This window comes from Enterobacter sp. DVT3837 (assembly GCF_056238685.1).
On record NZ_JBWDLA010000001.1, the window covers coordinates 410,168 to 434,911 of the forward strand.

General features: G+C 53.7%; 25 protein-coding genes. 15 read left to right on the forward strand and 10 right to left on the reverse strand.

Annotated features, from left to right (window positions below):
- Nucleotides 1-36 precede the first annotated feature (36 nt).
- The 3 genes from clpP to bolA all read right to left on the reverse strand — a co-directional run bounded on the left by clpP (nt 37) and on the right by bolA (nt 2,867).
- The gene (clpP, locus tag AC0XWG_RS01935) at nt 37-660 is read right to left on the reverse strand and encodes an ATP-dependent Clp endopeptidase proteolytic subunit ClpP (RefSeq protein WP_020885210.1); all 624 of its coding nucleotides are present in this window, start codon (nt 658-660) and stop codon (nt 37-39) included.
- A gap of 260 nt (nt 661-920) precedes the next feature.
- On the reverse strand, nt 921-2,219 hold the full coding sequence (gene tig, locus AC0XWG_RS01940; protein WP_028017642.1) for a trigger factor: 1,299 nt from the start codon (nt 2,217-2,219) through the stop codon (nt 921-923).
- 330 nt (nt 2,220-2,549) lie between these two features.
- Entirely contained in the window at nt 2,550-2,867 is a 318-nt protein-coding gene (bolA, locus tag AC0XWG_RS01945) for a transcriptional regulator BolA (protein WP_013095855.1), read from the reverse strand.
- A gap of 305 nt (nt 2,868-3,172) precedes the next feature.
- Here bolA and AC0XWG_RS01950 point away from each other — a divergent pair, with 305 nt between their 5' ends.
- The 8 genes from AC0XWG_RS01950 (at nt 3,173) to AC0XWG_RS01985 (ending at nt 12,045) form a co-directional block, all read left to right on the forward strand.
- On the forward strand, nt 3,173-3,751 hold the full coding sequence (locus AC0XWG_RS01950) for a lipoprotein (protein WP_028017643.1): 579 nt from the start codon (nt 3,173-3,175) through the stop codon (nt 3,749-3,751).
- Nucleotides 3,752-3,796: 45 nt separating this feature from the next.
- Nucleotides 3,797-5,272, forward strand: a complete 1,476-nt coding sequence (ampG, locus tag AC0XWG_RS01955; protein WP_475680327.1) for a muropeptide MFS transporter AmpG — start codon at nt 3,797-3,799, stop codon at nt 5,270-5,272.
- 477 nt (nt 5,273-5,749) lie between these two features.
- On the forward strand, nt 5,750-6,697 hold the full coding sequence (cyoA, locus tag AC0XWG_RS01960) for a cytochrome o ubiquinol oxidase subunit II (protein WP_049007496.1): 948 nt from the start codon (nt 5,750-5,752) through the stop codon (nt 6,695-6,697).
- Between the two features lie 16 nt (nt 6,698-6,713).
- The gene (gene cyoB / locus AC0XWG_RS01965; RefSeq protein ID WP_028017646.1) at nt 6,714-8,705 is read left to right on the forward strand and encodes a cytochrome o ubiquinol oxidase subunit I; all 1,992 of its coding nucleotides are present in this window, start codon (nt 6,714-6,716) and stop codon (nt 8,703-8,705) included.
- On the forward strand, nt 8,695-9,309 hold the full coding sequence (locus tag AC0XWG_RS01970; protein ID WP_028017647.1) for a cytochrome o ubiquinol oxidase subunit III: 615 nt from the start codon (nt 8,695-8,697) through the stop codon (nt 9,307-9,309). Before cyoB ends, AC0XWG_RS01970 begins: the two co-directional genes overlap by 11 nt.
- Nucleotides 9,309-9,635, forward strand: a complete 327-nt coding sequence (locus AC0XWG_RS01975) for a cytochrome o ubiquinol oxidase subunit IV (RefSeq protein ID WP_028017648.1) — start codon at nt 9,309-9,311, stop codon at nt 9,633-9,635. The genes AC0XWG_RS01970 and AC0XWG_RS01975 overlap by 1 nt, the downstream gene beginning before the upstream one ends.
- Before the next feature lie 11 nt (nt 9,636-9,646).
- Nucleotides 9,647-10,534, forward strand: a complete 888-nt coding sequence (cyoE, locus tag AC0XWG_RS01980) for a heme o synthase (protein WP_028017649.1) — start codon at nt 9,647-9,649, stop codon at nt 10,532-10,534.
- 149 nt (nt 10,535-10,683) lie between these two features.
- Nucleotides 10,684-12,045: an MFS transporter gene (locus AC0XWG_RS01985; RefSeq protein ID WP_108090700.1), complete on the forward strand. Its 1,362-nt coding sequence runs from the start codon at nt 10,684-10,686 to the stop codon at nt 12,043-12,045.
- A 32-nt stretch (nt 12,046-12,077) separates the two neighbouring features.
- On the opposite strand, the gene AC0XWG_RS01990 is transcribed toward AC0XWG_RS01985, so the two are convergent.
- Entirely contained in the window at nt 12,078-12,569 is a 492-nt protein-coding gene (locus AC0XWG_RS01990) for a YajQ family cyclic di-GMP-binding protein (protein ID WP_028017651.1), read from the reverse strand.
- A gap of 121 nt (nt 12,570-12,690) precedes the next feature.
- On the opposite strand from AC0XWG_RS01990, the gene panE reads away from it, so the two are divergent.
- Nucleotides 12,691-13,602 carry a 2-dehydropantoate 2-reductase gene (gene panE / locus AC0XWG_RS01995; protein ID WP_049007498.1) on the forward strand — a complete coding sequence of 304 codons (912 nt, stop codon included), beginning with the start codon at nt 12,691-12,693 and terminating at the stop codon, nt 13,600-13,602.
- Complete coding sequence (yajL, locus tag AC0XWG_RS02000; protein ID WP_108090702.1) at nt 13,565-14,158, forward strand: protein deglycase YajL; 594 nt, start codon at nt 13,565-13,567, stop codon at nt 14,156-14,158. The genes panE and yajL overlap by 38 nt, the downstream gene beginning before the upstream one ends.
- Before the next feature lie 93 nt (nt 14,159-14,251).
- Here the strand turns inward: yajL and thiI are convergent, their stop codons facing one another.
- On the reverse strand, nt 14,252-15,700 hold the full coding sequence (gene thiI, locus AC0XWG_RS02005; protein WP_108090703.1) for a tRNA uracil 4-sulfurtransferase ThiI: 1,449 nt from the start codon (nt 15,698-15,700) through the stop codon (nt 14,252-14,254).
- A gap of 191 nt (nt 15,701-15,891) precedes the next feature.
- Between thiI and xseB the strand changes: the two genes are divergently transcribed.
- The 4 genes from xseB to AC0XWG_RS02025 all read left to right on the forward strand — a co-directional run bounded on the left by xseB (nt 15,892) and on the right by AC0XWG_RS02025 (nt 19,960).
- Entirely contained in the window at nt 15,892-16,134 is a 243-nt protein-coding gene (gene xseB, locus AC0XWG_RS02010; RefSeq protein ID WP_008503331.1) for an exodeoxyribonuclease VII small subunit, read from the forward strand.
- Nucleotides 16,135-17,034: a (2E,6E)-farnesyl diphosphate synthase gene (gene ispA, locus AC0XWG_RS02015; protein WP_028017656.1), complete on the forward strand. Its 900-nt coding sequence runs from the start codon at nt 16,135-16,137 to the stop codon at nt 17,032-17,034.
- A 24-nt stretch (nt 17,035-17,058) separates the two neighbouring features.
- Nucleotides 17,059-18,921 (forward strand): 1-deoxy-D-xylulose-5-phosphate synthase, encoded by a 1,863-nt coding sequence (gene dxs / locus AC0XWG_RS02020; protein WP_028017657.1) that lies wholly within the window; start codon nt 17,059-17,061, stop codon nt 18,919-18,921.
- 64 nt (nt 18,922-18,985) lie between these two features.
- Nucleotides 18,986-19,960, forward strand: a complete 975-nt coding sequence (locus AC0XWG_RS02025; RefSeq protein ID WP_128348511.1) for an aldo/keto reductase — start codon at nt 18,986-18,988, stop codon at nt 19,958-19,960.
- A gap of 484 nt (nt 19,961-20,444) precedes the next feature.
- Here the strand turns inward: AC0XWG_RS02025 and thiL are convergent, their stop codons facing one another.
- The 5 genes from thiL to nrdR all read right to left on the reverse strand — a co-directional run bounded on the left by thiL (nt 20,445) and on the right by nrdR (nt 24,050).
- Nucleotides 20,445-21,416 (reverse strand): thiamine-phosphate kinase, encoded by a 972-nt coding sequence (thiL, locus tag AC0XWG_RS02030; RefSeq protein WP_128348510.1) that lies wholly within the window; start codon nt 21,414-21,416, stop codon nt 20,445-20,447.
- Between the two features lie 77 nt (nt 21,417-21,493).
- Entirely contained in the window at nt 21,494-21,913 is a 420-nt protein-coding gene (gene nusB, locus AC0XWG_RS02035) for a transcription antitermination factor NusB (protein WP_006809908.1), read from the reverse strand.
- 21 nt (nt 21,914-21,934) lie between these two features.
- On the reverse strand, nt 21,935-22,405 hold the full coding sequence (gene ribH, locus AC0XWG_RS02040) for a 6,7-dimethyl-8-ribityllumazine synthase (RefSeq protein ID WP_006176874.1): 471 nt from the start codon (nt 22,403-22,405) through the stop codon (nt 21,935-21,937).
- Nucleotides 22,406-22,492: 87 nt separating this feature from the next.
- Entirely contained in the window at nt 22,493-23,596 is a 1,104-nt protein-coding gene (gene ribD, locus AC0XWG_RS02045; RefSeq protein ID WP_475680328.1) for a bifunctional diaminohydroxyphosphoribosylaminopyrimidine deaminase/5-amino-6-(5-phosphoribosylamino)uracil reductase RibD, read from the reverse strand.
- 4 nt (nt 23,597-23,600) lie between these two features.
- On the reverse strand, nt 23,601-24,050 hold the full coding sequence (gene nrdR / locus AC0XWG_RS02050) for a transcriptional regulator NrdR (protein ID WP_008503337.1): 450 nt from the start codon (nt 24,048-24,050) through the stop codon (nt 23,601-23,603).
- A gap of 151 nt (nt 24,051-24,201) precedes the next feature.
- On the opposite strand from nrdR, the gene AC0XWG_RS02055 reads away from it, so the two are divergent.
- Nucleotides 24,202-24,741 carry a SadB/YajI family lipoprotein gene (locus AC0XWG_RS02055; protein ID WP_128348509.1) on the forward strand — a complete coding sequence of 180 codons (540 nt, stop codon included), beginning with the start codon at nt 24,202-24,204 and terminating at the stop codon, nt 24,739-24,741.
- Nucleotides 24,742-24,744: the final 3 nt, after the last annotated feature.

Genomic DNA, 24,744 nt, shown 5'->3' on the forward strand with positions numbered 1-24,744 from the left:
CTACTTTAGTATAGCGGCACACTTGCGTCGCGGGCATCAATTACGATGGGTCAATACGGAGTCGACTAAGCCGTACTCAACTGCCTCTGAAGCAGAGAGGAAGCGATCGCGCTCGGTATCGCGCTCGATCTGCTCAAGCGATTGACCTGTATGCTGCGCCATGAGTTCATTCATGCGCGCTTTTACTTTCAGAATTTCACGGGCGTGGATTTCAATATCCGTCGCCTGCCCCTGGTAACCACCCAGCGGCTGGTGAATCATCACGCGGGAATTAGGTAAGCAGAAACGCTTGCCTTTAGCCCCTGCTGTTAACAGGAACGCGCCCATAGATGCAGCCTGACCCATACAGATAGTGCTTACATCAGGCTTGATGAATTGCATGGTGTCATAAATGGACATACCTGCCGTAATCACGCCACCCGGGGAGTTAATGTACAGGTAAATGTCTTTTTCCGGGTTTTCCGCTTCCAGAAACAGCATCTGCGCCACGATCAGGTTAGCCATGTGGTCTTCCACCTGACCGGTCAGAAAGATAACGCGTTCCTTGAGCAGACGGGAATAGATATCAAAAGAACGCTCACCACGTGAGGTCTGTTCAATAACCATTGGCACCAGCGCCATATGGGGTGCAAAGTTATCTCGTTCGCCACTGTATGACATTTCCGTCTCCTGGATCAAAATTGAAAACACCTGCTGTACTGATTGTAACCTTACGGACGGATTATCAGCCAGTCTCATTCATCGTGATTACACACTTATGGGGTTCACTGTGCCCTATTTCAAGCATAACAACCTTTTGTTGTTACGCTAACACTGAAAGGGCGTTTTAGCACTCTTCCTGGGCTATTGGTGTGATAAAAAAAACCCGCTGCCACAAGGCAACGGGTTTTCTGTTCAAACTTTAAACCTTTGGGGCGAAATTACGCCTGCTGGTTCATCAGTTCGTTGAAAGAGGTCGCTTTTTCGGACACTTTAGCTTTCGCCAGTACCGCTTCAACAGCCTGCTCTTCCAGTGCGACATTGCGCATGTTGTCCATCAGCTCTTTGTTTTTACCGTAGAACTCGATAACTTCTGATGGATCTTCGTATGCAGACGCCATCTCTTCGATCAGGCCTTTCACACGCTCTTCGTCAGCTTTCAGCTCGTGGGTACGAATCACTTCGCCCAACAGCAGGCCAACAACAACGCGGCGTTTAGCTTGCTCTTCGAACAGCTCACGCGGCAGTTCCATTGCTTGCTGCTGGTTGCCACCGAAACGCTGTGCAGCCTGACGGCGCAGCACGTCGATTTCGCTGTCGATCAGGGCAGCTGGAACGTCGATGTCGTTCGCTTTCACCAGACCTTCGATCGCCTGAGATTTCACACGGTTACGCACAGCGCCGTTCAGCTCGCGCTCCATGTTTTTACGCACTTCTGTACGCAGACCCGCTACAGAACCATCTTCCACGCCGAAACGTTTGATGAATTCTTCAGTCAGTTCTGGCAGTTCGCGCTCTTCAACTTTCTTCAGATTGATAACGAACTTGGCCGCTTTACCTTTCAGGTTTTCAGCGTGGTACTCTTCAGGGAAGGTCACATCAATAGTGAACTCTTCGCCAGCTTTGTGGCCTTTGATACCGTCTTCGAAGCCTGGGATCATACGACCCTGACCCATTGCCAGTACGAAATCAGACGCTTTACCGCCTTCGAACTCTTCGCCGTCTACAGAACCGGTGAAGTCGATGGTCACACGGTCTTCCGCGTCAACAGCGCCTTCTTTCTCTTTCCAGTTCGCCTGCTGCTTACGCAGGGTGTCCAGCATGCCGTCAACATCTTCGTCAGTCACGGACACAATCGGTTTTTCAACTTCGATTGATTCCAGACCCTTCAGCTCAACTTCCGGATACACTTCGAACTCTACGGAGTAGGTGAAGTCTTCGCCCAGTTTGTATTCGCCTGGAACGTAGTTTGGCGCGCCGGCCGGATTGATTTTTTCTTTGATGATCGCATCAATAAAGTTACGGCTCATCAGTTCACCCAGCACATCCTGACGCACGGAAGCGCCATAACGCTGAGCAACAACATTCATTGGTACTTTGCCCTTACGGAAGCCGTCAATACGTACTTTTTTTGCTACGTTGACCAGCTCGCTTTTCACAGCAGTTTCGATGCTGTCAGCAGCGATAGTAATCGTTACACGGCGGCCAAGGCCTTGAGTGGTTTCAACTGAAACTTGCATCTTGTTACCTCAAAAAAATCACAGTGCTCGGTCAACTCTGAATCTGTCTGTTATACCGGGATGCTCTCTTAGTGCAGATTCACATTCCCTGTCGCCAGAATCATCCCGAAGACATTCAATAAGACGCGGCATTATAGCGGCATCACTTAGGTGAGTCGAGAACGGTTGGGGCATGTTGCTGCGGCTTTTTTCACACTTTAAGGCTATTTTTAGCCTTAAAATCGCACCATCCGCTCAAAACTCAGACAAAACAAAACGGCCCGGAGGCCGTTTTGAGGAAATCTTTAAGCAACATACTGGAAAAACTCCAGCCGTTGCAAATCCGATTTATCAGGCGATGGTGCCAGCACCGCGACAAGGCGGCGATGCGAAAACCGTATCCTGCAAACCTTCCCATTCCTTAATGGTGTAGGTATGCAATGCCAGCGCATGTACGGTTGTGGAGAGTTCTTCCGTCAAGGTGCTGTAGATCAAGCGGTGTCGGTTCAGGAAACGTTCTCCCGTGAAGCGATCGCTAACCAGAACCACTTTAAAGTGGCTTTCAGAACCTGCCGGCACGTTATGACGATAGCTTTCGTCGACGACTTCGAGGAACACAGGGTTGAACGCTGCCCTTAATTTATCTTCTATCTGCTCACGTATCATCATGAAATTACTCCTCCGACAACGCCAGGATGTCACCCATCCCTTTAAATGTTAGCCGCTTTTACCGTTTCCATTACACCTTGACAACAAATATTTAGCTTTCGTCTGATTTTCTCATTCAAACGAATGAAGTTAACTGTGTGGCTCATACCTTTTGTCATTCACACGAGGTGAAAAAGGGTGCAAAGGTCAGTTTTCAGACAAGGCGATGAATTTACATGCGTTGACCACTTCCCCTGACCGTTGGCGATGTTATGATGGCGGCAATTTTTCTCTCTATATGCTTACGATTCGTTGAGAACCTGAAAATGTTAAAAAAACTCTTCTTTCCGTTGGTAGCCCTTTTTATGCTGGCAGGCTGTGCGACTCCGCCTACCACCATTGATGTCTCACCAAAAATTACCCTGCCTCAGCAGGACCCAAGCCTGATGGGTGTTACCGTGAGTATTAACGGTGCCGATCAGCGTCAGGATCAAGCGCTGGCAAAAGTGACCCGCGATAACCAGCAGGTAACGCTGACTGCATCCCGCGACCTGCGCTTCCTGCTGCAGGAAGTGCTGGAAAAACAGATGACTTCTCGTGGCTATATGGTTGGCCCAAGCGGTGCGGTAGATCTGCAGATCATCGTGAACAACCTTTATGCTGATGTTTCTCAGGGTAACGTTCGCTACAACATCGCCACCAAAGCGGATATCGCCATCATTGCCACCGCGAAGAATGGCAACAAGATGACCAAGAACTATCGCGCGAGCTACTCTGTAGAAGGCGCGTTCCAGGCATCGAATAAAAATATTGCTGATGCGGTTAACAGCGTGCTGACGGATACCATTTCCGACATGGCGCAGGACACCAGCATTCACGACTTCATCAAGCAGAACGCGCGTTAATCCTGCTGACTGACCCGGTTTTTAGCCGGGTCAGTTTTTAAGAACATGTCCAGTCATTACTTACGCATTTTCCAGCAACCGAAATCAGCGATTCTGCTGATCCTTGGCTTTGCCTCCGGTTTACCTCTCGCGCTCACTTCAGGCACCTTGCAGGCATGGATGACCGTCGAGAATATCGATCTCAAAACTATTGGCTTCTTCTCACTCGTCGGCCAGGCTTATGTCTTTAAGTTCCTGTGGTCGCCGGTGATGGATCGCTACACCCCACCGTTTCTCGGCCGCCGTCGCGGCTGGCTGGTTATGACGCAGGTGCTGCTGCTGCTGGCCATTGCCACCATGGGCTTCCTGGAACCGTCAACTCAACTTCGCTGGATGGCCGCCCTTGCGGTGGTGATCGCCTTCTGTTCCGCGTCCCAGGATATTGTGTTTGATGCCTGGAAGACGGACGTGTTGCCTGCTGAAGAACGTGGAGCTGGTGCGGCCATCAGCGTGCTGGGCTATCGCCTTGGCATGCTGGTTTCCGGTGGGCTGGCATTGTGGCTGGCCGACCGCTACCTTGGTTGGCAAGGCATGTACTGGCTGATGGCCGCCCTGCTGATCCCGTGTATTATTGCCACCCTGTTCGCCCCCGAACCGAGTGATGTCATCCCGGTCCCCCGCTCTCTGGAACAGGCCGTCGCCGAACCATTACGCGATTTCTTTGGCCGCAACAACGCCTGGCTGATCCTGTTGCTTATCGTCCTTTATAAGTTGGGCGATGCCTTTGCGATGAGCCTGACCACCACCTTCCTCATTCGTGGTGTGGGTTTTGATGCGGGTGAAGTGGGCGTGGTGAATAAAACGCTGGGGCTGTTTGCGACCATTGTCGGGGCACTTTATGGCGGTGTGTTGATGCAACGCCTGACGCTGTTCCGCGCGCTACTGATCTTTGGCATCCTGCAAGGCGCATCCAACGCAGGCTACTGGCTGTTGTCAATTACCGACAAACATATGATCAGCATGGCCTCAGCGGTGTTCTTTGAAAATCTCTGCGGCGGTATGGGGACCGCGGCATTTGTCGCCCTGCTGATGACCCTGTGCAACAAGTCATTTTCCGCCACGCAGTTCGCACTGCTCTCGGCGCTCTCTGCCGTTGGCCGCGTGTACGTTGGGCCAATTGCCGGCTGGTTTGTAGAAGCCCACGGTTGGCCAACGTTTTATCTCTTCTCCGTGGTGGCTGCCGTGCCGGGTATTTTATTGTTGCTGGTCTGTCGCCAGACGCTGGAATACACCCAACGGACGGAACACTTTATGCCGCGCACTGAATATCACCGCGCTTACCGTTTCGCGTTACGTCTGTTAATGGCGGGTTGCTTCGCGCTGGTGCTCTGGCTTGTGGTGCTCATTATTAATGCCAGCACCTCTATGGCACTTCCCCTTGTAACCCTTCTGCTGGATGCCGGAGCCCTACTGGCTGTCGCCGGGATCCTGATCGGGGGTCTGCTCGATTTCATGGCTCTGCGTAAAACGCAGATGACCTGAAGAGAAATGCGAAAGGTTATTTCCCGTTGTAATCACTAAACGAAATTATAACGGTGAAATAGCCGCCAACCGCTGAAAAAATAATTGTTGTTTTGTGCGGGATAAAATTTGGAAATTATTGGAGCCTGTTCCAAAACACTATTTTTCATTAACCGATTCAGCATCAGATAGTTTGATTTTTCGTTTTTTATATGTCTCTTTATTGATAATTAATTGTTAATTTTTTGTTTATTTTCAACAATGGTTATACCAATTGCCCCTTTTAGGGTATGCTTGGGGGTCCTTTCGTTATAAAGCCCTTGCCATGCGGCTTCGGTCATAAAAACCGACATAATTTGCAACACTTGTGACACGTGCGGCAGAACCCGGTAACACCCTCCTGACACAGTCCTAATGATGTTTACAGTAATGTAACCTTCCCGTAAAATGCCCGCACACTTTAAACGCCACCAGACTCCGTGGAATTGAGGTCGTTAAATGAGACTCGGGAAATACAATAAAAGTTTGGGATGGTTGTCATTATTCGCGGGCACTGTATTACTCAGTGGCTGCGATTCTGCACTACTAGACCCCAAAGGGCAGATTGGACTGGAACAACGTTCACTGATATTGACGGCTTTTGGCCTGATGTTGATTGTGGTTATTCCTGCCGTTTTGATGGCTGTTGGTTTCGCCTGGAAGTATCGTGCGAGCAATAAAGATGCGAAGTATAGTCCTAACTGGTCACACTCCAATAAAGTGGAAGCTGTGGTCTGGACAGTGCCTATTCTGATCATCCTGTTCCTTGCCGTGCTGACCTGGAAAACCACTCACTCCCTCGAACCTAGCAAACCGCTGGTTCATGATGAAAAACCGATTACCATCGAAGTGGTCTCCATGGACTGGAAATGGTTCTTCATCTATCCGGAACAGGGCATTGCTACCGTGAATGAAATCGCCTTCCCGGCGAACACTCCGGTTCAGTTCAAAGTGACCTCCAACTCCGTAATGAACTCCTTCTTCATCCCGCGTCTGGGCAGCCAGATTTACGCGATGGCCGGTATGCAGACTAACCTGCACCTGATTGCCAATGAAGCAGGCACCTATGATGGTATCTCCGCCAGCTATAGCGGTCCGGGCTTCTCAGGTATGAAGTTCAAAGCTATTGCGACGCCAGACCGTGCCGCTTTCGACCAGTGGGTTGAAAAAGCGAAACAGTCTCAAAACACCATGTCTGACATGGCGGCGTTCGATAAAGTGGCTGCACCTAGCGAATACAACAAGGTGGAGTACTTCTCTAACGTGAAACCTGATTTGTTCAAAGACGTTATTGGCAAATTTATGGATCACGGTAAGAGCATGAACATGTCCCAGCCAGAAGGCGAGCACAGCGCGCATGAAGGTATGGAAGGCATGGACATGAGCCACGCGGAAACCGCTCACTAAGGGGCCGAGGAAGAAAATGTTCGGAAAATTGACACTGGATGCAGTGCCATACCATGAACCCATTATCGTGGTTACGGTGGCTGCAATTATCATTGGTGGTGCGGCTTTACTGGCCTTAATCACTTACTTCGGTAAGTGGAGCTACCTGTGGAATGAGTGGCTGACTTCGGTTGACCACAAAAAACTCGGTATCATGTACTGCATCGTCGGTATCGTCATGTTAATTCGTGGCTTTGCGGATGCGATCATGATGCGTAGCCAGCAGGTGCTTGCCTCTGCGGGTGAAGCGGGCTTCCTGCCACCTCACCACTACGATCAGATCTTTACCGCCCACGGCGTTATCATGATCTTCTTCGTGGCGATGCCGCTGGTTATCGGTCTGATGAACGTTGTCGTTCCGCTGCAAATCGGCGCGCGCGACGTTGCATTCCCGTTCCTGAACAACCTGAGCTTCTGGTTCACGGTTGTTGGCGTAATCCTGGTTAACCTGTCACTGGGCGTGGGCGAGTTTGCTCAGACCGGCTGGCTGGCTTATCCACCGCTTTCGGGAATTGAATACAGTCCTGGCGTAGGTGTCGACTACTGGATTTGGGCGATTCAGCTCTCCGGTATCGGTACAACCCTGACCGGTATTAACTTCTTCGTGACCATTATCAAGATGCGTGCCCCTGGCATGACGATGTTCAAGATGCCAGTATTTACCTGGGCATCTCTGTGCGCCAACATCCTGATTATTGCCTCCTTCCCAATTCTGACCGTCACCGTCGCGCTGCTGACCCTGGACCGCTACCTGGGCACCCATTTCTTTACCAACGATATGGGTGGCAACATGATGATGTACATCAACCTGATTTGGGCCTGGGGTCACCCGGAAGTGTACATTCTGGTTCTGCCTGTCTTCGGTGTGTTCTCCGAAATCGCAGCGACCTTCTCACGTAAGCGCCTGTTTGGTTACACCTCTCTGGTGTGGGCAACCGTGTGTATTACCGTGCTGTCGTTCATCGTTTGGCTGCACCACTTCTTCACCATGGGTGCAGGCGCGAACGTAAACGCCTTCTTCGGTATCACCACCATGATTATCGCCATCCCGACCGGGGTGAAGATCTTCAACTGGCTGTTCACCATGTATCAGGGCCGCATCGTGTTCCACTCAGCAATGCTGTGGACCATCGGCTTCATCGTGACCTTCTCCGTGGGTGGGATGACCGGCGTACTGCTGGCGGTACCGGGTGCTGACTTCGTACTGCACAACAGCCTGTTCCTGATTGCGCACTTCCATAACGTTATTATCGGTGGTGTGGTCTTCGGTTGCTTCGCTGGCGTCACTTACTGGTGGCCAAAAGCGTTCGGCTTCACGCTGAACGAGACCTGGGGCAAACGTGCGTTCTGGCTGTGGATCATCGGCTTCTTCGTAGCGTTCATGCCGCTGTATGTGCTGGGCTTCATGGGTATGACCCGTCGCCTGAGCCAGCAGATTGACCCTCAGTTCCACCCAATGCTGGTTGTTGCAGCCTGTGGTGCGGCGCTGATTGCACTGGGTATCGCATGCCAGCTGATTCAGTTCTACGTTTCTATTCGCGACCGCGATCAGAACCGTGACCTGACCGGTGACCCATGGGGTGGCCGTACGCTGGAGTGGGCGACCTCTTCTCCACCTCCGTTCTATAATTTTGCCATCGTGCCACACGTTCACGAACGTGACGCATTCTGGGAAATGAAAGAAAAAGGTGAAGCGTACAAGCAACCTGCTCATTACGAAGAGATCCATATGCCGAAAAACAGCGGCGCGGGCATTGTGATTGCCGCTTTCGCAACGGTGTTTGGTTTCGCAATGATCTGGCACATCTGGTGGTTGGCGATTGCGAGCTTCGCTGGCGTCATCATTAGCTGGATTGTGAAGAGCTTTGACGAGGACGTGGACTACTACGTACCAGTCCGTGAAGTCGAAAAACTGGAAAACCAGCATTTCGACGAGATTTCTAAAGCGGGGCTGAAAAATGGCAACTGATACTCTGGCGCACTCAACTGCCCACGCGCATGAACATGCGCACCACGATACAGGACCGACCAAAGTCTTCGGTTTCTGGATCTACCTGATGAGCGACTGCATTCTGTTCTGCTGTCTGTTCGCGACCTATGCCGTTCTCGTGAACGGCACAGCGGGAGGCCCGACTGGCAAGGACATCTTTGAACTGCCGTTCGTTCTGGTTGAAACCGCACTGCTGTTATTCAGCTCTATTACCTACGGCATGGCGGCTATCGCCATGTATAAAAACAACAAGAGCCAGGTTGTCTCCTGGCTGGCGTTGACCTGGTTGTTTGGTGCTGGATTTATCGGGATGGAAATCTATGAATTCCATCACCTGATTATGGAAGGCTTCGGGCCTGATCGTAGTGGCTTCCTGTCCGCGTTCTTCGCGCTGGTCGGTACTCACGGTCTGCACGTAACCTCAGGTCTGATCTGGATGGCGGTACTGATGTTCCAGGTATCCCGTCGCGGCCTGACCAGCACTAACCGTACCCGTATTATGTGCCTGAGCCTGTTCTGGCACTTCCTGGACGTGGTATGGATCTGTGTGTTCTCTGTTGTCTATCTGATGGGGGCGATGTAATGAGTCATTCAACCGATCATGGCGCTTCCCACGGTAGCGTAAAAACCTACATGACAGGTTTCATCCTGTCGATCATCCTGACGGTGATCCCGTTCTGGATGGTGATGAGCGGTTCTGCTTCTCACGCGGCGATTCTGGGCACCGTCCTGGTTACCGCAGTGGTTCAGATTCTGGTGCATCTGGTTTGCTTCCTGCACATGAACACCAAGTCCGATGAAGGCTGGAACATGACGGCCTTCGTCTTTACCGTGATTATCATCGCTATCCTGGTAGTCGGTTCCATCTGGATTATGTGGAACCTCAACTACAACATGATGGTTCACTAAGAGCGGCGAGTATGTTTAAGCAATACCTGCAAGTAACGAAACCAGGCATCATCTTTGGCAACCTGATCTCCGTGATCGGAGGGTTCCTGCTGGCCTCTAAAGGCAGCATTGATTACACCCTCTTTATCTACACGCTGGTCGGTGTGTCACTGGTTGTTGCGTCCGGTTGTGTATTTAACAACTACATCGACATGGATATCGACAAGAAGATGGAAAGGACCAAAAATCGGGTGCTGGTGAAAGGCCTGATCGCCCCTTCCGTCTCGCTGGTGTACGCCACCTTGCTGGGTATTGCTGGCTTTATGCTGCTGTGGTTTGGTGCTAACCCACTGGCCTGCTGGCTGGGGGTGATGGGGTTCGTGGTATATGTGGGCGTCTACAGCCTGTATATGAAACGCCACTCCGTCTACGGCACGCTGATTGGTTCTCTCTCCGGCGCTGCGCCGCCGGTGATTGGCTACTGCGCGGTCACGAACGAGTTCGACAGCGGTGCAGCTATCCTGCTGGCTATCTTTAGCCTGTGGCAGATGCCGCACTCCTATGCCATCGCGATTTTCCGCTTTAAGGATTATCAGGCAGCGAACATCCCAGTTCTGCCGGTCGTGAAAGGCATTTCCGTTGCCAAGAACCACATCACGCTGTACATCATCGCCTTTGCCGTGGCGACGCTGATGCTCTCTCTGGGCGGATACGCTGGATACAAATATCTGGCAGTAGCGGCCGCAGTGAGCGTCTGGTGGCTCGGTATGGCGCTGCGCGGTTACAAAGTGGAAGATGACAAAGTCTGGGCGCGCAAACTGTTTGTGTTCTCGATTGTGGCCATCACCTCGCTGTCCGTGATGATGTCCGTAGACTTCATGGTGCCTGAATCACACAACCTGCTGACTTACGTCTGGTAAGCCACAACAGGTGAATAAAGGGGTGCTTCGGCACCCCTTTTTATTCACTGAATCTATTAATAACGCATGTAATATTTGTTAAATAACCCTTTATTTACCCCGCCCCTTCCCCGCACTACACTATGGCCTGCTTTTGAACTGAGGTGGTAATGAACGATTATAAAATGACGCCAGGCGAGCTACGCGCGACCTGGGGCTTAGGGACTGTCTTCTCGCTACGGATGCTTGGCATGTTTATGGTCCTGCCTGTTCTGACCACATACGGTATGGCGCTGCAGGGAGCCAGCGAGGCGCTGATTGGACTTGCAATCGGAATCTACGGTCTGGCGCAGGCGGTATTCCAGATCCCGTTTGGGCTGCTCTCTGATCGGGTTGGACGAAAACCGCTGATTGTCGGTGGTCTGCTTATTTTTGTTCTCGGGAGCGTCATTGCCGCCCTCTCCCACTCCATATGGGGCATTATTCTTGGCCGGGCCTTGCAGGGTTCCGGTGCGATAGCTGCTGCGGTGATGGCACTGTTGTCAGATTTAACTCGCGAGCAAAACCGCACCAAGGCCATGGCGTTTATCGGCGTAAGCTTTGGCGTCACCTTTGCGATTGCGATGGTGCTCGGCCCCATTATTACCCATGCACTCGGCCTGCACGCCCTGTTCTGGATGATTGCCGTGCTGGCGACAATCGGTATCGCCTTAACACTATGGGTGGTGCCAGACAGCAAAAACCACGTTCTCAACCGTGAATCTGGAATGGTAAAAGGCTGCTTCAGCAAAGTGATTGTCGAGCCTCGCCTGCTCAAGCTCAATTTTGGCATTATGTGCCTGCATATCCTGCTGATGTCGACCTTTGTCGCCCTGCCAGGCCAGCTTGCCGCGGCGGGCTTCCCGGCCGCTGAGCACTGGAAAATCTATCTGGTCACGATGCTGATTTCGTTTGTCTCCGTCGTACCGTTTATCATCTACGCCGAAGTGAAGCGCAAAATGAAGCGCGTTTTCGTGGGCTGCGTGGCGGTACTGCTGATTGCCGAGATTGTACTCTGGGGCTCCGGCCCGCACTTCTGGGAACTGGTAGCGGGTGTGCAACTCTTCTTCCTGGCGTTTAACCTGATGGAAGCGTTGCTGCCGTCGCTTATCAGTAAAGAATCGCCTGCGGGTTACAAAGGCACGGCGATGGGTATTTACTCCACCAGCCAGTTTATCGGCGTGGCAATTGGCGGTTCGCTTGGCGGCTGGGTGGATGGTCTGTTTGACTCACAAACCGTGTTCCTTGCGGGCGCGCTGCTGGCCACTGTCTGGCTGTTGGTTGCCAGCACCATGAAAGAACCGCGCTACGTCAGCAGTCTGCGAGTAGAAATCCCTGATGATGTTGAGATCAACGACGCACTCAAACAGCGTCTTGAAACCACAGAGGGGGTAAGTGAAGTGCTGATCGCCCCGGAAGAGCGCAGTGCCTATGTCAAAATAGACAGTAAGGTAACTAACCGCTTTGAAGTCGAGCAGGCGCTCAAAGCCTGAAAAAATGCCCGGTCTGACCGGGCATTTTCGTCTTAATCGCGGAAGTTTTTAAACTGGAACGGTTGCCCCAGATCGCCGCCACGCACCAGCGCCATTACGGACTGCAAATCATCACGGGATTTGCCCGTTACACGAATTTCTTCGCCCTGGATCTGCGCCTGCACCTTCAGCTTGCTGTCTTTGATGAGCTTAACGATCTTCTTCTGCACCGCGCTCTCAATGCCCTGCTTCAGTTTGGCTTCGACAAACCAGTTTTTACCGCTGTGCACAAACTCTTCCGGCACATCCAGAGATGTTCCTTCAATGCCGCGCTTTAACAGCTTGGCACGCAGAATGTCGAGCAGCTGATTTACCTGGAAATCAGACTCGCTCAGCACCTTAATGGTCTTATTTGCATCGTTCAGCTCAAACGTTGCCTCAACGCCACGAAAATCGAAACGTGACTCAACTTCGCGGGTTGCGTTCTCTACGCCGTTGCGAACTTCCTGGATATCAACTTCGGAAACAATATCGAAAGATGGCATCTTTTCTTCTCCCTTCACTTTTGTTGCGTTGCATAATACCCGCTACGAGGCATAACTCAACAGAAGCTTAGCTGTATAATTAAGCTGTAACACCTGGCGCAGTTGCAGGTGAGGAGGAACAATGAAAATTACAGTGCTCGGATGCGGAGCGCTTGGTCAGCTGTGGCTGACCGCGCTGTGCAAGCACGGACATGAGGTTCAGGGCTGGCTGCGCGTGCCCCAGCCCTATTGCAGTGTAAACCTGATTGGTGAAGACGGAAGCATCTTTAACGAATCTCTTACTGCGAACGATCCTGACTTCCTGGCGCAAAGTGACCTTTTACTGGTGACGCTCAAGGCATGGCAGGTTTCAGACGCCGTAAAAGCACTGGCCGCTCAGCTCCCCCCCACATCCCCTGTTCTGCTGCTGCATAACGGCATGGGGACGCTTGATGAGCTCAAAAGCATCCCGCAGCCGCTGCTGATGGCGACGACCACGCACGCTGCACGTCGCGACGGCAATATCATCGTACATGTCGCCAGTGGGGTGACGCATATCGGCCCTGCCAGGGCACAGGATGGCGACTTCAGTTATCTGGCAGACGTACTGCAGAAGGTATTGCCGGACGTGGCCTGGCATAACAATATCCGTCCTCAGCTGTGGCGCAAACTGGCCGTAAACTGCGTCATTAACCCGCTCACGGCGCTGTGGGATTGCCCTAACGGCGAGCTAAAAAACCATCCGCAAGACGTCGCCGTCCTATGTGCGGAAGTCGCGGAGGTCATTGAGCGGGAAGGCTTGCATACCTCGGCAGAGGATTTACGCTATTATGTCGAACAGGTTATTGATAGTACTGCAGAAAATATCTCCTCGATGTTGCAGGATGTTCGGGCATTACGCCACACTGAAATCGACTACATTACCGGCTATCTGCTAAAACGCGCCCGCGCACACGGTATTGCGGTGCCGGAAAACGCCCGTCTGTATGACCTGGTTAAACGTAAGGAGAGTGAATATGAGCGCGTCGGCACTGGTCTGCCTCGCTCCTGGTAGCGAAGAGACAGAAGCGGTCACCACCATTGATTTGATGGTGCGCGGCGGTATTAAGGTGACAACCGCCAGCGTCGCCAGCGACGGTAATCTGGCAATCACCTGCTCACGCGGGGTAAAAATCCTCGCGGATGCCCCGCTGGTGCAGGTGGCCGATGGGGAATACGACATCATCGTCCTGCCTGGTGGCCTGAAGGGCGCAGAGTGTTTTCGCGACAGCCCGCTGCTGGTCGAAACCGTGCGCCAGTTTCATTTATCCGGTCGCATCGTCGCGGCAATCTGTGCCGCCGCCGGAACGGTTCTGATTCCGCACGATATTTTCCCCATCGGCAATATGACCGGCTTCCCGGGGCTTAAGGATACGATCCCGGAAGAGCACTGGGTGGATAAACGCGTCGTCTGGGACCCGCGCGTCAACCTGCTGACCAGCCAGGGGCCCGGTACCGCGATTGATTTTGGCTTAAAGATTATTGACCTGCTGGTCGGGCGTGAGAAGGCGTACGAAGTAGCGTCATCGCTGGTGATACCGGCGGGGATTTATAACTACTATGAAGAGTAGTGCATAAAAAAGCCGGGTGGCGGCTACGCCTTACCCGGCCTACAAATACACGGTACCGTAGGCCCGGTAAGCGAAGCGCCACCGGGCGAGAAACTACGGGCGATACACCTTCACATTCGCAAAGCCCTGCTCGAGCAGATACAGCGCCTGCAGACGGCTCATCACCCCACGCTCACACCACAGCAGATAGGTTTTGCTCTGGTCGAGGTCGCCAAATTTGGTGCTCAGCTTGTAGAACGGCAGAGAAACCACTTCGACGCCTTCAACCTGCAGCGGCTTGTCATCCTGCTCATCAATGGAGCGAATATCCAGAATTGCATCGTTAGCGCCGAAACCGCTCACGGTTTCAACTTCTACCACTTCCTGTTCGGTCTGCTGGGCAATCTCGCGGATATCAATGTTGGACGCTTCCGCCACCACTTTTTCCAGGATGCTAAAATCGAAGTTCTCTTCTTCCGCTTCGATCTTCGCCTTCACCGCTTTGACGGTCGGGCTTTTTGAGATCACGCCGCAGTATTCCGGCATGGTACGGGCAAAATCTTCAGTACCGATTTCGCGCGCCAGATCGATGATGTGCTCTTTATCGTGGGAGATTAGCGGACGCAGGATCAGCGTATCTGACACGTTGTCGATCAGACGCAAGTTGGTCAGCGTCTGGCTGGAGACCTGGCCAAGCGCTTCACCGGTAACCAGCGCCTGCACGCCGTAGCGCTCAGCCACTTTGGATGCTGCACGCACCATCATACGCTTCAGCACCACGCCCATCTGACCGTCGTCGACTTTCTCAAGGATTTCGCCGACCACAGGTTCGAAGTTAATCGCGACGAAACGCACCCGGTGAGAGCTGCCGAAGCGGTTCCACAGATAATGCGCAACCTGACGAACGCCGATTTCATGCGCCGCGCCGCCCAGGTTGAAGAAGCAGTAGTGCACGCGGCAGCCGCGACGCATCAGCATATAGCTGGAGACGCCGGAATCGAAGCCACCCGAGATCAGAGACAGCACATCTTCCTGAGTACCGATTGGGAAACCGCCAATACCTTCGTAACGACCTTTCACCAGCAGCAGACGATCGTTTTCGATCTCCAGGTTAACGGTTACGTCCGGGTTGGTCAGACGCACGCGCGCAGACTCGACGTGCTGGTTCAGACCGCCGCCAACGTAACGTTCCACTTCAATGGAGCTGAATTCGTGCTTGCCGCGACGCTTCACGCGCACGCAGAAGGTTTTGCCTTCAATCTGGTCGCGGTACTGCACCAGCGCTTTTTCGAAGATGTCATGCAGGGAGGTGAAAGGAACATCTTCCACTTCCAGAATATGGTGGATGCCCGGAATACGGGTCAGCGCGTCGCGGATATCCTGACGCTTGTTTTCGTCTTTCGCGCGGACTTCAACGTGGTCCCAGTGGCGCACCACGGCAAGGGTTTCGTCGTAGTGCTTTAATACGTTACGAATGTTCCCGGTGAGAATTTTAATAAAGCGCAAACGCACAGATTGGCTTTTGATGGTGATTTCAGGGAACAATTTAATGATAAACTTCATGGCGGCAATGTTTCTTAGGCAAGCTTATAAGGCTTGTAATGGAAAAATACAGCAGCCCCTATAACCGAAGGCTGCTTCCAGGCGCGCAAGTATACCACCATCGCGCCGCTCCTGTGCACATTGCGCGTTATTTGATAATTGCCCTGAGTCCGTTACCATGTCGGGGCTGAGAATATAAGAGTCAATTCACTATGCCGAAGAAGAACGACGCACCGGCCAGTTTCGAAACTGCGCTGAGTGAACTGGAGCAAATCGTTACCCGTCTTGAGAGCGGCGATCTCCCGCTGGAAGAGGCACTCAACGAATTCGAGCGTGGCGTGCAACTGGCACGTCAGGGGCAGGTCAAACTGCAGCAGGCCGAACAGCGTGTGCAGATCCTGCTGTCCGATAGCGAAGATGCTAAAACCACGCCTTTTACACCGGACGCCGAGTAAATGGATTTTGCCAACGAGCTTCAGGCATGCGTCGCGCGTGCCAACGATGCGCTGCGCCGTTTTATCGAGCCACAGCCTTTTCAGAACACTCCACTGGTTGAAGCCATGCACTATGGCGCACTCTTGGGAGGAAAGCGCCTGCGCCCATTCCTGGTCTATGCCACAGGCAATATGTTTGGTATCAGCGAAAACACGCTGGACGCCCCGGCAGCTGCCGTTGAGTGTATCCATGCCTACTCACTGATCCACGATGATTTACCGGCAATGGACGATGACGACTTACGTCGGGGTCAGCCTACCTGCCATATCAAGTTTGGCGAAGCAAATGCCATTCTGGCGGGAGATGCCCTGCAAACGCTGGCATTTTCGATTCTGAGCGATGCACCGATGGCTGAAGTGGCCGATCGCGACCGCCTGGCAATGATCTCCGAACTGGCCATGGCCAGCGGCGTGGCCGGTATGTGCGGGGGGCAGGCACTGGATCTGGACGCCGAAGGACGTCAGGTTAATCTGGAACAGCTGGAGCGTATTCATCGCCATAAAACCGGGGCATTGATTCGTTCCGCCGTTCGCCTGGGCGCGCTGAGCGCGGGTGAGCAAGGGCGCAAAGCCCTGCCGATTCTGGACAGATACGCAGAAAGTATCGGTCTGGCATTCCAGGTTCAGGATGACATTCTGGATGTGGTGGGCGATACTGCAACATTGGGTAAACGTCAGGGTGCGGACCAGCAGCTTGGCAAAAGTACCTACCCCGCCCTGCTGGGTCTTGAGCAAGCCCAACGTAAAGCCCGGGATCTGATAGAGGATGCCCGCCAGTCGCTGAATCAACTGGCCGCGCAATCACTGGATACTTCGGCACTGGAAGCGCTAGCGGACTATATAATCCAGCGTGATAAATAAACACACTATCTCGATGAGCCTTTGATGAGTTTTGATATTGCCAAATACCCGACACTGGCGTTAGTTGACTCCACCCAGGAGTTACGTCTGTTGCCGAAAGAGAGCCTGCCGAAGCTGTGCGACGAGCTGCGTCGTTACCTGCTCGACAGCGTAAGCCGCTCCAGCGGCCATTTCGCCTCCGGGCTTGGCACGGTTGAGCTGACCGTGGCGCTACACTATGTCTATAACACGCCGTTCGATCAGCTCATCTGGGACGTGGGTCACCAGGCCTATCCGCACAAAATTCTGACCGGGCGTCGCGATAAAATTGGCACCATTCGTCAGAAAGGCGGCCTGCATCCGTTCCCGTGGCGCGGTGAAAGCGAGTATGACGTGCTGAGCGTCGGCCACTCCTCCACTTCAATTTCCGCGGGTATCGGGATTGCCGTCGCTGCCGAAAAAGAGAACAAGCAGCGCCGCACCGTCTGCGTAATTGGCGACGGGGCCATCACTGCCGGTATGGCCTTTGAGGCCATGAACCACGCGGGTGATATCAAGCCGGACATGCTGGTTATTCTTAACGATAACGAAATGTCGATTTCTGAGAACGTCGGCGCGCTGAACAACCATCTGGCGCAGTTGCTCTCGGGTAAGCTTTACTCCTCGCTGCGTGAAGGCGGGAAAAAAGTCTTCTCCGGCGTACCGCCGATCAAAGAACTGCTCAAGCGTACCGAAGAACACATCAAAGGCATGGTTGTACCGGGTACCCTGTTTGAAGAGCTGGGCTTTAACTATATTGGCCCGGTTGACGGACACGACGTGCTGGGGCTGGTGTCAACACTCAAGAACATGCGGGATCTTAAAGGCCCGCAGTTCCTGCACATCATGACCAAAAAAGGGCGTGGCTACGAGCCAGCGGAAAAAGATCCGATCACCTTCCACGCGGTACCGAAATTCGACCCGTCCAGCGGCTGTCTGCCAAAAAGCAGCGGCGGCATGCCGAGCTATTCAAAAATCTTCGGCGACTGGCTGTGCGAAACCGCGGCAAAAGACAACAAGCTGATGGCGATCACCCCGGCCATGCGTGAAGGCTCCGGCATGGTGGAGTTCTCCAGAAAATACCCTGACCAGTATTTTGACGTTGCCATTGCCGAGCAGCACGCGGTGACGTTTGCAGCGGGCCTGGCGATTGGCGGCTACAAACCGGTTGTCGCGATCTACTCCACCTTCCTGCAGCGCGCTTACGATCAGGTGATCCATGACGTTGCCATTCAGAAGCTGCCTGTGCTGTTTGCTATCGATCGTGCGGGCATCGTCGGTGCGGACGGACAGACACACCAGGGGGCTTTTGACCTGTCGTTCCTGCGCTGTATCCCGGATATGGTCATCATGACGCCATCCGACGAGAACGAATGTCGTCAGATGCTGTTTACCGGCTACCACTATCAGGACGGCCCAAGCGCGGTTCGCTACCCACGCGGTAATGCGGTAGGCGTTGAGCTGCAACCGCTGGAGAAGCTGGCGATAGGTAAAGGTCTGGTGAAGCGTCGCGGTGAGAAAGTGGCGATCCTGAACTTCGGCACATTGATGCCAGAGGCAGCGAAAGTGGCTGAAACGCTGAATGCCACTCTGGTGGATATGCGCTTTGTGAAACCGCTCGATGAATCCCTGATCCTGAACATGGCAGAAACCCATGACGTGCTGGTGACGCTGGAAGAAAATGCCATCATGGGCGGCGCGGGCAGCGGCGTGAACGAGGTGCTGATGGCGAATCGTAAAGCCGTTCCGGTGCTGAACCTCGGTCTGCCGGATCACTTCATTCCGCAAGGTACTCAGGACGAAGCCCGCACGGCGATTGGCCTGGATGCCGCAGGTATCGAAGCAAAAATCCGCTCCTGGCTGGGCTGATCCCTCCCCCTGTTCTGCTCCTGCTATGCTTAAACGTATTGTTTAAAACAGCAGGAGTGGAACCATGCAATACACAACATTAGGAAAAACAGACCTTAAGGTTTCCCGACTTTGCCTGGGGTGCATGACCTTTGGCGAGCCTGACCGGGGTAATCATGCCTGGACGCTGCCGGAAGAGAGTAGCCGCCCTATCATCAAACGCGCCATCGAAGGTGGTATTAACTTCTTTGACACCGCCAACAGCTACTCCGACGGCAGCAGCGAGGAGATTGTCGGCCGTGCCCTGCGCGATTTTGCCCGTCGTGATGAAATTGTGGTCGCCACCAAGGTGTATTATCCGGTTGGCGATCTGGCTCAGGGCCTTTCTCGCACGCAGATCCTGCGTTCTATTGATGACAGTCTCAGACGCCTGAACATGGATTATGTCGATCTGCTGCAAATTCACCGCTGGGATTACAACACGCCGATCGAGGAGACGCTTGAAGCACTCAACGACGTGGTGAAAGCGGGTAAAGCGCGCTACATCGGCGCCTCATCAATGCACGCGTCGCAGTTTGCACAGGCGCTCGATCTCCAGGCACAGCATGGCTGGGCGCGCTTCGTCACCATGCAGGATCACTACAATCTGATCTATCGCGAAGAAGAACGTGAGATGCTGCCGCTGTGCCATCAGGAGGGCGTGGCGGTGATCCCGTGGAGCCCGCTGGCGCGCGGTCGTCTGACCCGTCCGTGGGGGGAATCCACGGCCCGCCTGGTATCGGATGAAGTGGGAAAAAATCTGTATGAAGGAACAGAGGCCAGCGATGCGTTGATTGCAGAACGTTTAGCCGGGATTGCTGACGAAACCGGTGCAACCCGGGCCCAGGTGGCGCTGGCGTGGCTGCTGGGTAAACGCGGGGTTACGGCACCGATTATTGGAACATCGCGGGAAGAACAGCTTGATGAACTGCTGAATGCGGTGGACATCACGCTGACGCCGGAGCAGATTGCCGAGCTGGAGACGCCATATCAACAGCATCCGGTGGTGGGGTTTAAGTAAGCCCTCACCCTGACCCTCTCCCGGTGGGGTGAGGAATCCCCAGTAATTTTTTTTAACCGGAAGCGATGAATATTGCTTCCGGAAAATTAATGGCTTACAGCGATGTCTGGTCCGGCTGTAAATCGCCGAAGCGTTTCCGTAAGGCCGGGGCGAGGCGCAGGGATGCGCCGAGAGGGCGTGGCCTGCAGGGATGCAGGCTCATGCCCGACCCGATAGCCTGAAGGAATAAGCTGAGGGTACCGCGAAGCGGCGATTTACCGCCGGGAGCCCGGGTCGCCAGGGTGGCGGCGATTGAGCCGCCCTGGCACGTTCACACGTCATGCTGTTACAGAGTAGCAATGAACATAAAGTGAACGGAATGACCACCAGAGCCGTATGCTCCCCCTCACCCCAGCCCTCTCCCTCAAGGGAGAGGGGGGTCGTCCGTGCTGGTATTATTTTGTGGGGATCCCTCAGCCCGGTGGGAGAAGGGAAAAAAGCAAACTTACGCGAAGTGATCGTATCCTTTCCAGTCCAGCGTAATGGGCGTACCGTCTCTCACAAACTTCAGCCCTTCGCTCTCCGGCATGATCTGCCCGATGCAGGTAAATTTCGCGCCGAGATGCGCTAACGCCACGTCCAGCGTTCCACGGTTGAGCTCAGGCACCGTGAAGCACAGCTCGTAATCTTCTCCACCGGAGAGCGCCCAGCGCAGCGCCTGCTCAGGATCCACATGGCGAAGCAGTGGCTCTGACAGCGGGAAGAGATCCAGGTCAACACGCGCACCCGCGCCGCTGGCCTTCAGAATATGACCGAGATCTGAGATCAGTCCGTCAGAGAGATCGATAGCCGAACTTGCCCGCTCGCGCAGCGCCTGACCGTGCAGAATACGCGGTGTTGGCCGCAAATGGCGTTTCACCAGATATGCCGCGTCGTCAGCATCCTTCACGGTTAAGCGGTCCTGGAGGATCGCCAGCCCTGCGGCACTGTCACCCGGCGTACCGGTCACGTAGATCCAGTCACCGGGTTTTGCACCCGATCGTTTCAGCGCGCGACCGAGCGGCACATAGCCGTGGATTGCCAGCGTCATCGACAGCGGCCCGGCAGTGGTATCACCGCCAATCAACTGCATATCGTAATAGTTGAGCTGCTCAAACAACGCATCGCTAAAGGCTTCAAGCCAGACTTCATCTACCTCTGGCAGCGTCAGAGCCAGCGTCAGCCACGCGGGATCGGCGCCCATTGCCGCCAGATCGCTCACGTTGACGGCCAGCGCTTTATACGCCAGATCGGCAGGATCGATATCCGGTAAAAAATGACGTCCGCACACTAAGGTGTCGGTGCTGATTGCCAGCGTCTGTTTTTCGGGAATATTGAGAAGTGCGCAGTCATCGCCAATGCCGGTTTCAACATCAAGACGAGAGGTTCTGACACGGTCGAAATAACGGGCAATCAGGGAGAATTCGCCGCATGCCATACGTTATGCCTCAGCAAATAAAAGAAAAAACCGGAGCCGCACTGCCCATCAGGCAATGCAGAACTCCGGTTTGCGGATCACTTTTTGTGGGGACGGATCGCAGGTGCTGCTTTATCAAGTACGCCGTTTACAAACTTGTGGCTGTCTTCAGCGCCGAAGGTTTTCGCCAGTTCGATCGCTTCGTTGATGGCCACTTTATACGGCACATCATCACGTTTAGACAGCTCAAACAGCGCAATGCGCAACACTGCTTTTTCAACCTGACCCAGCTCTTCGAGCAGACGGGACAGGTAGGGCTTCATCAGACCATCGAGATACGCGCTATTAGTCGCCACTCCCGACAGCAGTTCACGGAAGTACAGAACATCGACGTCTTTTACGTCCTGTTCTGACAGGAACTGGTATTCAACATCAGCGATGTCGTTCTGGGACAACTGCCAGGAGTAAAGTGCCTGGACGGCACATTCACGGGCGCGGCGACGAGCAGCAGGTTTCACGGAATTCCCCTTACAAAAAAATCAGGCCTTGATGGCTTTCAATACATTGATCATTTCAAGCGCGGTCAGTGCAGCTTCTGCACCTTTGTTACCGGCCTTAGTGCCAGCACGTTCGATGGCTTGTTCAATACTTTCGGTGGTCAGCACGCCAAACGCGACAGGAATTTCAGCATCCTGCGCAACGTGTGCCAGACCATTGCTTGCACCGCCCGCAACGTATTCGAAGTGCGCAGTGCCGCCACGAATAACGGTACCCAGAGCAATCACCGCGTCGTATTTACCGGTTTTTGCCAGCGCGCCTGCTGCCAGTGGCAGTTCGTAAGCACCTGGAACCCAAACAACGGTAATGTTGTCATCTTTAACCTGGCCGATACGTTTCAGGGCGTCAATGGCACCTTCCAGCAGGCTGTCGTTGATGAAGTTGTTGAAACGCGCAATGGTGATGGCGACGCGAGCGTCCGGGGTAGCTACAGCAGCTTCAATAATGTTCATACTCTTCCTTTACGGGTTCATTTGGCCCCGCAGGGGGGCGGATTTTATCATAATACTTTGCGTACTGCTTCCCTATTTCAGGAGCAATTACGCTGTCGTTAAATGGAGGCAGACATCCGGACCCACCGGACGAATCTCGCTAAATTTGAGTTGTGGTGCATCGGCCAGTTTTTCAAGGCCGGGCAGCACAAACAGGCCACGCGCGTCGCTACCCAACAGTTTAGGCGCAACGTAAACAATCAGCTCATCCACCAGCCCAGCCTGTAAGAGCGCACCGGCGAGCGTTGGCCCCGCTTCTACCCAGATGCTGTTTACCTGTTGTTTGCCAAGTAACATCATTAACACCACGAGATCCAGATGCCCGTTATGCTCCGGCACCATGATGCTGCGCACGCCTTCCGGCCAGTCACGTGAAACTTCTTTAGTGCGCGCAATCCAGGTTTCACCGGGCTGCTGCACAATGCGGTGTTCAGGTGTGACGCGGTTCTGGCTATCTATGACAATACGCAGCGGCTGACGCAGGTTCTCCTGGGGGTAAAGCGCCTGGGTATCGGCATTCAGTTCGTTCCAGCGCACGGTCATGGCGGGATCGTCAGCCAGAACGGTTTCACTGCTGGTGAGGATAGCATGGCTTTGCGCACGCAGACGTTGCACATCGCGCCTTGCCTGCGGAGAGGTGATCCACTGGCTCTCACCGTTCGCCATTGCCGTGCGACCGTCCAGAGAGGCACCCAGCTTAAGTTGGATATACGGGAACCCGGTGCGCATGCGCTTGAGGAAGCCTTTATTGATCGCTTCCGCGTCTTGCATCATCAGCCCATGGCTGACGTCAATCCCTTCCTGCTGCAGACGATACAAACCGCGGCCGGCGACCTGCGGGTTCGGGTCCTGCATTGACGCGACGACGCGTGAAACACCCGCCGCAATCAGTGCTTCACAGCACGGTGGCGTACGGCCGTGATGGCTGCAGGGCTCCAGCGTGACGTAGGCCGTAGCACCGCGCGCCTTCTCACCAGCCATGCGCAACGCGTGCACCTCAGCATGCGGCTCGCCCGCGCGATAGTGAAAACCTTCGCCCACAATCTCGCCATCTTTGACGATAACGCACCCGACATTCGGGTTGGGATGGGTGGTAAAACGCCCGCGCTGCGCCAGCTTCATGGCTCGCGCCATGTAAATCTCATCCTGCATGAGCTTAATCCTGTAAGCGGGCGATCTCTTCGCCAAACTCTTTGATATCTTCGAAACTGCGGTAGACCGAAGCGAAGCGGATATAGGCGACCTTATCGAGCTTTTTCAACTGCTCCATCACCAGGTTGCCAATCATCTTGCTTGGCACTTCACGCTCACCCAGACCACGAAGATAAGATTTAATGTGGTTTAACGCCATTTCAACGTCGTCCGCGCTGACGGGACGTTTTTCCAGAGCCTTCAGCATTCCGCTGCGCAACTTCTCTTCGTTAAACGGCTCTCGCACGTCGTTACTTTTTACCACGCGCGGCATAACCAGCTCTGCAACCTCAAAGGTCGTAAAACGTTCATTACATACCAGACACTGCCGACGACGGCGCACGGAAGACCCTTCGCCTACAAGACGAGAGTCGATGACTTTGGTATCCACAGCGGAGCAGAATGGGCAATGCATACGGTATCCCTGTTATCTGGTTAACTTATTTCATTTTACCCTGATCTGGCCTGACAACAAAGGAAGAGCTTTTTGAGACAAAGGATCTATGTCTGACAGGTGGATGCTGGCTACCATAATGAGGATCCGTTATTTCAAGGAAATAAACGCAATGACAAGACGTTACCTGAAGATTTTGCTGGTGGGGAGCCTCTTCACCCTTAGCGCCTGTGCACAGCAAACCGAAGTTCGCCAGATGAAACAAAGCGTCAATACGCTCAATACGGCAATGGATAAGCTGAATAAAGAAACGGTGAAGATCACCCAACAAAACGCGCTGAACGCAAAATCCAGCAGCGGGGTGTATCTGCTGCCTGGTGCCAATACGCCTGCGCGACTCAACAGCCAGATTGGCACGCTGAAAATGTCACTGGTGAACGTTGCGGCGAATGCAGATGGTACTCGCGCAACATTACGCATCCAGGGTGAATCCAACGATCCCCTTCCAGCCTTCAGTGGCACCGTCGAGTGGGGCCAGATCCAGGGCACAACCGAGAGCTACCAGGAAGTGAATGTAAAGAACCAATTATTCACCGCCCCCGCGAGTATACTGGCGCCCAGCGATGTTGATATCCCGCTTCAGCTGAGTGGACTCACGCCAGACCAGTTAGGTTTTATCCGCATCCACGATATCCAGCCCGCCGTGCAGTAGCCC